General features: G+C 34.9%; 10 protein-coding genes and 2 pseudogenes. 3 read left to right on the top strand and 9 right to left on the bottom strand.

Translation table 11 applies throughout. From position 1 onward, the window contains the following. The 3 genes and pseudogenes from FJR08_RS14375 to FJR08_RS14365 all read right to left on the bottom strand — a co-directional run. Positions 1-189: pseudogene (locus FJR08_RS14375) on the bottom strand (pilus assembly protein PilF); the annotation flags it as partial. A gap of 416 nt (positions 190-605) precedes the next feature. Further along, the gene (locus tag FJR08_RS14370; RefSeq protein ID WP_323294455.1) at positions 606-1,409 is read right to left on the bottom strand and encodes a serine protease; all 804 of its coding nucleotides are present in this window, start codon (positions 1,407-1,409) and stop codon (positions 606-608) included. Continuing rightward, a complete protein-coding gene (locus tag FJR08_RS14365; RefSeq protein WP_168633611.1) occupies positions 1,402-1,944 on the bottom strand; it encodes a COP23 domain-containing protein in 543 nt (180 codons plus the stop codon). Before FJR08_RS14365 ends, FJR08_RS14370 begins: the two co-directional genes overlap by 8 nt. Positions 1,945-2,123: 179 nt before the next feature. On the opposite strand from FJR08_RS14365, the gene FJR08_RS14360 reads away from it, so the two are divergent. The 3 genes from FJR08_RS14360 to FJR08_RS14350 all read left to right on the top strand — a co-directional run bounded on the left by FJR08_RS14360 (position 2,124) and on the right by FJR08_RS14350 (position 6,022). Next, positions 2,124-5,279 (top strand): alpha-mannosidase, encoded by a 3,156-nt coding sequence (locus FJR08_RS14360; RefSeq protein ID WP_168633610.1) that lies wholly within the window; start codon positions 2,124-2,126, stop codon positions 5,277-5,279. 123 nt (positions 5,280-5,402) lie between these two features. Further along, positions 5,403-5,693: a nucleotidyltransferase family protein gene (locus tag FJR08_RS14355; RefSeq protein ID WP_015078281.1), complete on the top strand. Its 291-nt coding sequence runs from the start codon at positions 5,403-5,405 to the stop codon at positions 5,691-5,693. Continuing rightward, positions 5,690-6,022, top strand: a complete 333-nt coding sequence (locus FJR08_RS14350) for a DUF86 domain-containing protein (RefSeq protein WP_015078280.1) — start codon at positions 5,690-5,692, stop codon at positions 6,020-6,022. Before FJR08_RS14355 ends, FJR08_RS14350 begins: the two co-directional genes overlap by 4 nt. 137 nt (positions 6,023-6,159) lie before the next feature. On the opposite strand, the gene FJR08_RS14345 is transcribed toward FJR08_RS14350, so the two are convergent. The 6 genes and pseudogenes from FJR08_RS14345 to FJR08_RS14320 form a co-directional block, all read right to left on the bottom strand. Continuing rightward, positions 6,160-6,312 (bottom strand): hypothetical protein, encoded by a 153-nt coding sequence (locus FJR08_RS14345; RefSeq protein WP_254434433.1) that lies wholly within the window; start codon positions 6,310-6,312, stop codon positions 6,160-6,162. 30 nt (positions 6,313-6,342) lie between these two features. After that, positions 6,343-6,480 (bottom strand): annotated as a pseudogene (locus tag FJR08_RS23655) (type II toxin-antitoxin system HicA family toxin); the annotation flags it as partial. Positions 6,481-6,562: 82 nt separating this feature from the next. Then, positions 6,563-6,772, bottom strand: coding sequence for a type II toxin-antitoxin system HicB family antitoxin (locus tag FJR08_RS14335; protein ID WP_015078278.1), 210 nt, complete (start codon positions 6,770-6,772; stop codon positions 6,563-6,565). Positions 6,773-6,859: 87 nt separating this feature from the next. After that, the gene (locus tag FJR08_RS14330) at positions 6,860-7,213 is read right to left on the bottom strand and encodes a XisI protein (protein ID WP_015078277.1); all 354 of its coding nucleotides are present in this window, start codon (positions 7,211-7,213) and stop codon (positions 6,860-6,862) included. Continuing rightward, positions 7,201-7,617 carry a XisH family protein gene (locus tag FJR08_RS14325; protein ID WP_168633609.1) on the bottom strand — a complete coding sequence of 139 codons (417 nt, stop codon included), beginning with the start codon at positions 7,615-7,617 and terminating at the stop codon, positions 7,201-7,203. The genes FJR08_RS14330 and FJR08_RS14325 overlap by 13 nt, the downstream gene beginning before the upstream one ends. 126 nt (positions 7,618-7,743) lie before the next feature. Beyond that, positions 7,744-9,924, bottom strand: coding sequence for a tetratricopeptide repeat-containing serine protease family protein (locus tag FJR08_RS14320; RefSeq protein ID WP_168633608.1), 2,181 nt, complete (start codon positions 9,922-9,924; stop codon positions 7,744-7,746). Positions 9,925-10,009 lie beyond the last annotated feature (85 nt).

Here is a 10,009-nt window from a genome sequence, read left to right as displayed (position 1 = left end):
GGTATTGCTATCACGTTTGATCAAAACTCCCGAACCATTATATTTATTATTAATATCAATTAAAACCGTGATTTTTTGGGCTATTTCATCTACTTCTTGATTACATGATAAACCCTGGGCTATGGCTGGTTGTGTCAGGGTGATAGATGTGAGAATAAATAGGCTGGGGATAGTATATTTATAGTTCATATTAATTGTCTGAATCAGGATGTCCAGGATTTGAGGATTTTCAGGATTTTTATTGTCTGAATCACGATTTCAGGATTTCAGGATTTTATCATCTAAATAGCATTAAAAACATCTTGACAATTTTCCTGGTTAAGACTACTATTATAGTATAGTGGGAATCTGTGTCGGCATATAGGGTCATGTTCAGGATTAACAGAATCATAAAAGATTGCATTCTCATCATAAATCCTCATCCTGTAAATCCTAAAATCCTGGGTATCCTGATTCTGACAATTAAAATCATCAACTATTTCCCAACAATATCTTATCCTCGATCCTCGTTGCTATGTATGACGTGCTGCCTTTATCATCTTACTTGATTTTGAGGCAGAGCCTCACTTCTGCATTCCCAGTCGGAGACTGGGAACGAGGGATTATTAAAAATGTTTGAGTTTATCTATCGGTACAGCCCAACTTAAACGTACTATTTGTTGATGTAATTTTTCATCGGCTAGTTTACCATCAATAAATGTTGAGGGAGTATCCCAAATTGGATAAGCGTGCATTCCATTAACACCGATTAATTCACCATTTTTGTTTAATAGTGGTCCCCCACTCATGCCTTTTTCTAGTTGGTTGGTATATCCGATTTGATATCCTCTTTCTAAGGCTTTTTCCAGCACCAAATTTATTTTCCCGGTGCGGAATGTGAATTTTTTCTCTGTGTCTTCGTTGCGGGGAAAACCTGCAATAAATACTTCGTCTCCTATTTGCGGTTGATTTCCCATAGTTACTACTGCATAATTTTTATTACTGGAAAATTCTAAAATTGCTAAGTCATATTTACCAAAATCTCCTTTTTTAGAAACTTTGGCTTGATGTATTTGTCCATCTGGAGTTACTATTTGATAAGGTGGTTCATCTGCTTCTAAAACATGGGCATTTGTTAAAATTGTATAAATATTGTTTTGTTTTTTGAGCAGAATTCCTGAACCTAGAAACTCCGTTGATAGGACTTGAACGGTAATAGCTGCTGCTTGCTTTTTTATTCGTCGTTGAAAAAGTTGGGTTAGCAGTTGATTGATACTGGTGCTTTCAGCATAAACACTCAGGTTTACAGTTGATGCTGAAAGCATGATAGATAAACTACTAACACCAATGATTAATTTGATAATGGTAGGTAGAGATATTTTTCGGAACATCTCTATACCATTGGTATTTGGCTGTTTATTTTTACTCACCTTGTAAGTTATTCAAATAGATATCAAAGTCAAACATAATATCTTCAGAATTGGAATTGAAATTTGGTATTTTACCCGCAGCTAAAGCACCGTCATTAAATAGCCTATTAGCTACGGCTTTTCTATTTGCACCTGATTTGAGGGTAAATAGTAAATTACTACTATTACAGACTGTAGTAGAGCTACTTCCAGAGCAAATTACAGGTTGACGGTTAACTATGCCAGTGGAGATAACTTTGAGTGTGCCGTTGTCGTAATTTCTCTGAAATCTTTCTGATACTACTTGACAGCGATATTTGGGGTTATAAGGTGGGGGAAAGTCTGTTGAAGTCCAACCTATAATCTGGGATTTGCTCCGGTCTTCGGTTTTGGCAAAGGTGAAATATTTACCATTTTGTGTGTCACAATAAAATGTGGTATCTCCAGCGTAACTGGGTTGACTGGTGACTGGGATGGTTGTTAATGCTGTTAAGGAGGCTATAGCGAAGATTTGAGTCAGTCTTGGAAATAGTTGACTAGATATTTTTGTTGTCATAGTCTATATATTTAATTCAGTATTTTTTTTGATTTCAAGGCGATTTTAACTCATAACCGAGTAATTTGGGGAGATACACCAGCAATGGAATCAATTCCCTATCTCATATGGAATTTTGTAAAAGTTTATGTCCCAAACGTCTTTAGTATAAAAATTATTTATATTATTTTATTGGAACTATGAATCTTCCTGTATCCTCATTAAATACCAAATCTATATCCACAGCAATTGAAAATTTGCGTTCTTGTTGTCAAGTTGATATCCAGTCACTCTGGAGATATCAGGAAACTGACGAGGTAGTTACTGATTTTATCCCATTTAGTTTAACTGATTGGCTACCTGTTGAGCTAAATGAAAAAGATCATATTTTCTGGAAAGGGGGAAAACAGGTATTATGGTTAGGACAAAAATTTTCTGTTCCTGAGAATTTACACAACTTTCCGTTAACGGGTTTGTCTTTGCGCGTGGCTTTGGTATGGTGGGCAGATTTAGCGGAAGTATATGTTAATGGTAAGTTAGTATTGACGGGGGATTTGTTTGATTCTTCACCGCGAGTATTACTCAGTTCTAGTGTAACTCCTGGGGAAGAGTTTACCATAGCTTTGCGGTTGGTGAGTCCGGGACATTGTGATGGGGCGTTGATGCGATCGCTTGCAATTTACGAGTCAACAGATTACAATCATCCTGATGCTGGTTTTATTGCTGATGAATTAGCAGTTACGGAAATTCTTATCCAAAACTTCGCACCAGAAAAAATTCCAAATCTAGCTAGGGAAGTTGAGAAAGTTACAAATCTTAAAGACGCAGAAAATCAAGATTGGAAAACATATTTGGTGAATTTGCGAGAAACCTATGTGGGTTTAGCTGAATTTATCAACGCCCAAAAATATAAAATCAATTTATTAGGTCATGCCCATTTAGATTTAGCATGGTTATGGCCTGTAGCAGAAACTTGGAAAGCAGCACAAAATACTTTTGAGTCAGTTTTACAACTCCAAAAAGATTTTCCCGAATTGATATTCTGTCATACCACACCGGCGTTGTATGCTTGGGTAGAAGAAAATCGTCCTGACTTGTTTAGAGAAATTCAAAACCAAGTTAAAGCCGGAAAATGGGAAGTTTTGGGAGGTTTTTGGGTAGAACCGGATTTAAATTTAATTGCTGGTGAGTCTATAGTTCGTCAGTTATTATATGGACAAAGGTATTTTTTGCAGAAGTTCGGAAAAACATCTTCTGTAGTTTGGGTTCCCGATACCTTTGGTTTTTGTGCGACATTACCCCAATTTTTAGCAAATGCGGGAATTGAATTCTTTGTGACGCAAAAACTCCGCTGGAATGATACAACTAAATTTGATTATGACTTATTTTGGTGGCGATCGCTCGATGGTAGTCAAACATTAAGTTTCATGTCCGCACCTATCGGCGAAACCATCGAACCTGTTAAAATGGCCAAGTACGCTTGTGAGTGGAAAACTCAAACAGGTTTACAAGATTCCCTTTGGCTTCCTGGTGTTGGTGATCATGGTGGTGGTCCAACTCGTGATATGCTGGAGACTGGAAGACGTTGGGAACATTCCCCAATTTTCCCCAAGTTAGAATTTACAACTTCGGAAAAATATCTTCAATTCATAAAATCTGAAAGTCAAAATTTACCAGTTTGGGAAAACGAACTTTATTTAGAATTCCACAGAGGATGTTATACTACCCACGCAGATCAAAAACGCTGGAATCGTAAATCTGAACATCTATTATATAGTGCTGAGTTATTCGCAACTTTAGCAAATATCCTTTGTGGTGCGAAATTTCCGCAAACAGAAATAGAAACCGCGTGGAAAAAAGTTTTATTTAACCAGTTTCACGATATTTTACCCGGTTCTTCCATTACCCAAGTTTATGAAGACGCTTTACCGGAATGGGAAGCGGTGGAAAAAATGGGAACGAAAATATTAGAAGAGTCCTTAATCGGAATCACATCCAAAATCAATATACCACAACCTCCCAATTCTGAAAGTATTCCCGTCATAATTTTTAACTCTCTCAACTGGGAACGTGCGGAAGTTGTTACAGTTGACTTATCAAAAATCATCACCCCAAATTATCCAACCTGGAAAGTTGCTGATATTCAAGGAAAAGAAATTTTATGCCAAAACTGCGAAAATTCAACTTTATTATTTTTCGCAACCATCCCATCTATAGGTTACAGCATTTTCTGGATTTCTCCCTCTTCCCCCCAGCCGAAAATATTCCCCAAAAACTGGATATTAGAAAACGAATATCTGCAAATTCAAGTTAACCCCGAAACCGGAGATTTAACCAGCGTCTTTGATAAAATTAAACAAAGGGAAATTTTAACCGGTGCAGGAAATCAACTTCAAGCTTTTACCGACAGCGGCCAATATTGGGATGCTTGGAATATAGATCCCAATTATAACACAAAACCCCTCCCTCCAACCGAATTAAAATCAATTCAATGGCAAGAATATGGAGAAATTCACCAACGGTTGCGAGTAGTGCGTCAACTGGGAAAATCGGAATTTTGTCAAGATTACATTTTGGAACTTGGTTCACCAATTTTGAAAATAACTAATACTGTAAATTGGCAAGAAAATCAGGTATTAGTAAAAACAGCCTTTCCTCTCAATCTCCAAGCCGAATTTGCCACCTATGAAATCCCCTGTGGTGCTATTCGTCGTCTTACAAATCCCCAAACCTCCGCAGAGAAGGCAAAATGGGAAGTCCCCGCTTTACATTGGGCAGATTTAACCACAGATACAGAAGTCGGAAAATACGGAGTTAGTCTCCTCAATGATTGTAAATATGGTTACGATGCCCAACCTAACCAACTGCGTCTGACTTTGCTAAGAAGTTCCCATTGGCCAGACTCCCAAGCTGATAGAGGAATACACGAATTTACCTATAGCTTATACCCTCATTTGGGCAGTTGGGAAGAAGCAGAAACTGTAAAACGTGGTTATGAGTTAAACGTGCCTTTTGAAGTATTAGTAAATCCAGATAATTATCAATGTAATTCAGATGGTTGTCAAAGTCAAAGTTTTCTAGATTTATCAGCGGATAATTTGATTTTAATGGCACTTAAACCCAGTGAAGATGATTCGGAGAAATTCATTCTTCGCTTTTATGAATGTCATGGAAAAACAGCGAATTTATCTTTACAAAGTGAGGTTTTAAGTTTAGGAGAACCAGTTGATTTATTAGAGAATTGTCTTAAATTAGAAGAAAATATTCAACCTTGGAAAATTGTGACATTTCAAGCCACATTAATTAATTGTTCTCAGGATTTAGCTAAAGATAAATGTTTACCATTTTCTTTGTAAATAATTACTGTAAAGGTGCGAATTTTCATAAGTTTTATTGCTGAATTTCCTCCTTTTCTGTATTGACAAATACTGATGCAATCTAATAAAATAGAAAGGGCTAATCTTTTTCAAAAATAACTTATGGGAATTGAAGAATTATTGCTACCATTTCGAGAACAAATATTAAAAATTGCCACTAAGTATGGTGCTTATAATCTGCGAGTTTTTGGTTCTGTTGCTAGAGGTGAAGCAACACCAGATAGTGATATAGATTTTTTAGTAGAACTTAAACCACAAAGTAGTTTATTTGATTATATTGGTTTAATGCAAGATTTAGCAGCATTGCTAGGACGAAAAGTGGATATTGCTGAACCTGGTAATTTACATGAATTAATTAGAGATAAAGTATTAAGTGAGGCTGTACCTTTATGAAAGATGAGCGTTTGTATTTAAGTAATATTAAAGAATGTATTGAACGAATAGAAGAATATACGAAAGGTGGTAAAGAGGAATTTATGCAAAACAAGATGATTCAAGATGCTGTAATTCGCAATTTTGAAATCATTGGGGAAGCAACAAAGAGATTATCACCTGAGTTGAGAAGTCAATATTCTGATGTTCCTTGGCAGCAAATGGCAGGTTTACGAGATGTTTTAATTCATGATTATTTAAAGGTAAATCTTAATTTAGTTTGGCAAATTATTGAACAAAATTTATCTAATTTGAAAAGACAAGTTACAGCAATTTTGCAAAATCCATAACATCTCGTAGGGGTTTAGCATTGCTAAACCCCTACAGAATGTCAATATATTCAATAATGTAATGGCTTTATTTTTCAGGAATAGCAGATAACAAACAACGTAAAGCACGATTCACATCTTCTGATGTTTGAAAAACTTTATTCTTCATCAGGATCAAGAATTACAGTAATTTTATTTTCTGAGGTAGTAGAAAACCGATTAGGACGAGCTTTTGTATAATCGAAATTATACTCTGGTAATAAATCATCAGCATCAAAATCATCTTCTTGATTCATTGGTGTTTTGTTCATAAATCTTTGTTTAAACTAGAGATATAGTTTTTATAGATTTTCTATAAATTCTTCAGGAGTAATTTGTGCTTGTTTAAGAACACCGCTTAATGTACCTACTTTTAATTCTGGATGTAATGGTACAACACAACCAACTTCTCCATTAATTGTTTGTTTTTTCATGATTACATGACTACCTGTTTATCTAATTTGATAAAAACCCATACGTTCTAATGTCCGAATTGCTTCTTTACTAGAAATTCGTGGTAATTTAGGCATAAGTAACCTCTATGCTAGTCACATATCTAGGAGAGGTTTCTGGTAAAGGAAATTCTTCTAAATAAAGTCGTGTTGCTTCTTTTAAACCTGTTATTGCTTGTTCTATTGTTTCTCCTTGATCTACAGTACCAACTTCTGGACATTCAGCGATATACATATCATCTTCTTTGTAGATTATGACTGTAAAACTGCGACTTTTCATAATTTTTATGAGGGTTACATCTATGTTTATTTTAACATAAAAGGTAAGGGTTTAGCATTGCTAAACCCCTACAATATTCTCGTTATTTCAAGCGGTAGCAAACTCTGTGAAAACTCTTTTACTGGGATGATGGAAACCCAAAACAATATCATTTTGCGGTATTCCTGCTGATAGTAAATCATCAACTATACATAAATCTGTTGCATCTTCTTCTACCCAAACTTTGCCGTTTTTAATGGTAAGATAAATGATGATATGCTGTATTTGCTTTTTGTCATCCCAACCAAAACGAAACCAAATATATTGATCTCTGTTTTCATCAATAGCTAAACGTTCACTAACTTCAAATTCATATTTTTTTGAAATTTGAGTATTACTCATTTCGTAATATTCAGTCAATATTTTTTTGATAATATTCCGGTATTGTTCTAGTTTATCCATTGCTGAATTTCCTCCTTTTCTGTATTAACAACTATTAACAGCAGGTGATTTTCCTGAATTACAGCTTGTACAGATTTGCGTTGAAAAAATTTCTCATAGACAACATCATCAATAGCTAAATAGAGTTTATATTCTGGTGCTGTAAGTTGAATGAGATTCCGATATACTATATATTGTCCCAAGGCGTTATGAAAATCATACATCAGCGATTTGCTGACAAAACTTTTAATTTCCACAACTATTTTCTGTCCTTGACGTTCTGCTGCAATTGGTTTTTCTGCTGCTAGGTCTGCGTATAGTTCAGCATCCTCGTATTTGATAATATAAGGGTCGTCTGTGATAGTCCAACCGTCTTTTATCAATGCGTTTTTGACTTCGTTATGGTAGATATCTTTGGCTGGCATATTGGCATTATTTAATTATACTCTAATTGTAGTTTCAGGTGAGGTAAATTAGCAATTCTTGATTCTCGGTTAGCGGAAGCAGCTAGTGGTTGTGGTGTTAGTTTGGTTGTTTTTGATTAGGGTTGGTTAATGTAGGGGTATAGAATAGAAGGTAAATAAATTCTGTAGTTTTTGATATTCTTGAGTATGAGTATTGTCTTGCTGTTCATAGAGTTGTTTTGCAGTTCTTAAATCTTGAATCCCTTGAATATTACGTTTTAAAATATACGTTAATCCACGCTTATAATAAGCATCTGCAAAGGTAGTATCAATGGCAATAGCTTGGTTATAATCTTGAATTGCTTGATCTAATTTTCGTTGTCTACTATAAATTAACCCACGTTTGTAGTAAAATAATCTACTATCAGGATTGATAGAAATTACTTTGCTATAATCCCTAATAGCTTCATCATATTGCTGTAATTCATCAAATATCTCGCCACGAAGCCAATAAAGAGAAAAATCATAGTTTTTCTGTTTAACGGGTTGTTGAATTCCCTTGTTTAAAGCATCTAAAGCATCAGTATACAATTCCATTTTTTCTAAAATTAAAGCCTTGACTAAGTAAGAACGAGAAAAAGTTGGTTGTTGATCAATAACATCGTTTATAATATTTAAAGCTCCTAAAGATAAACTATCGTTTTCATAGAAAGAAGCAATAAAAGCCATATTATAGTCTGCTTGCCATAAATTTGGATCTTTTATTGTTGCATTGAACATATAGTCTATAGATCGTTCATCTCCAATACGCCATAATTTAATTCCATAAGCCAATAAATTATAACCATTACTATTTACAAGATTAGGAAGAAAAGGTTTAGAAATGCCTATCGCATTCACATTTGATACCGGAGAAGGATGATTTTCTATATAGAAACTGGATTGAGGGAGTTTCCAGAAGTCCGCTTTTTGATAAAATAAAAATCTCTCAACAGATAAACCCAAACTAAATCCTAAAATATCTGTTTCTGCATAATTATGAATACCAACTAATTTCCCTTCTGTATCCCAAATACCACCACCCCTCATTCCCGGATACCCTTCATTGCTATATGCTAATTCATAACCTCTAGTTGCTGCCCAAAATTCTCTATTTTCCCTAGCCAGCATTTTTCCCACACTAAACAAAGAAGGATGATTTAATTCTTCTCCCTTCCAACCATAAAGAAAAACAAATTGTTCCTTTAACTTATAATCCCCCAAAGTAGCAACTTGATAAACCTGAGAACTACGAAACTGTAAAACAGCCATATCAAGTCCCTTTCTGGTGCGAATAGTCTGATTATCCACCTCATATACTTGTTTATCAGGTGCAACAACTTGATACTCCTGTTTATTTTCCACCACATGACCCGCAGTTAACACATAATAAATATCATTATCCTTAGCAATAATTACCCCGCTACCAATACCACCATTAGCCTGTTTAATCTGCACCGAAGACTGTTTAGCAATATCTAAAACCTTAGCCGGAATACCCCCAATTTTCCTAATTACCCTCTCAGGAAACAAAGCTAAATCAGGTGCAGCTTCATCCACTAAATTAACCGCAATACCCCAACTATAATTACCCCATTCCTTTAAAGTTTTATCATCAGGTTGTTCACCTTGTAAATAGCGAAAATCAGTTTGTAAAACCGGGTGAGCAAGTTTACTATTTATCCCCACCAAATAACCATTTTCATTAATAATTGCACCTCCACTCATCCCCTGTTGAATATCATTATCATAAGCTATTTGCTGTCCTTTAATTAACGGCTGATTTAAAAATAATTTCGCTGTACCTTTGGTAGTTTGCAAATTACCTTTAACATATCCTCCAGCAAATACCTTTTCTCCTGGTTTAATATTCTCTTCCCCTAAACCAGCAACTAAATAAGTGGTTTCACTGCTAAAAGTCAATTTAGCTAAATCATATAAATCATCTTTTTTATTATCTTGTCTATCTACCTTAGAAAATTCAACGGGATAAACTTGATTATCTGGAGTGACAATTTTCACAGATTTAGCATTTTCTATCACATGATAATTAGTGAGAACAGTATAAAAACCGTTTTGTTTTTTGATAATAGTTCCTGAAGCTGCTTCTTTATCATCAACTAGGACTTTAACAGTAATTTCTTTTAAGATATTATTTAATTCTGATTCTGATAAAGTCCCTGGTTTGCGTGCGAATAGGGAAGAACTACAACCAGTGATAATAATGGGAGAAGCGGGAAATAGGAGGATAAAGAATAATAACAGATGGGATAATTTGTGTAATTTCATAGATGGTACTCCTGGTATTTGATAATTTTGTTATTGGTTAATTTTCCGTTTGTTTCATAACCCGTCGGGGAATCAATTCCCCGTC

Source organism: Dolichospermum sp. UHCC 0260 (assembly GCF_009711985.1).
Taxonomy (GTDB): domain Bacteria; phylum Cyanobacteriota; class Cyanobacteriia; order Cyanobacteriales; family Nostocaceae; genus Dolichospermum; species Dolichospermum lemmermannii.
Note: the sequence above shows the minus strand (reverse complement) of the source record. Positions and strands in the feature narration are given on the sequence as shown.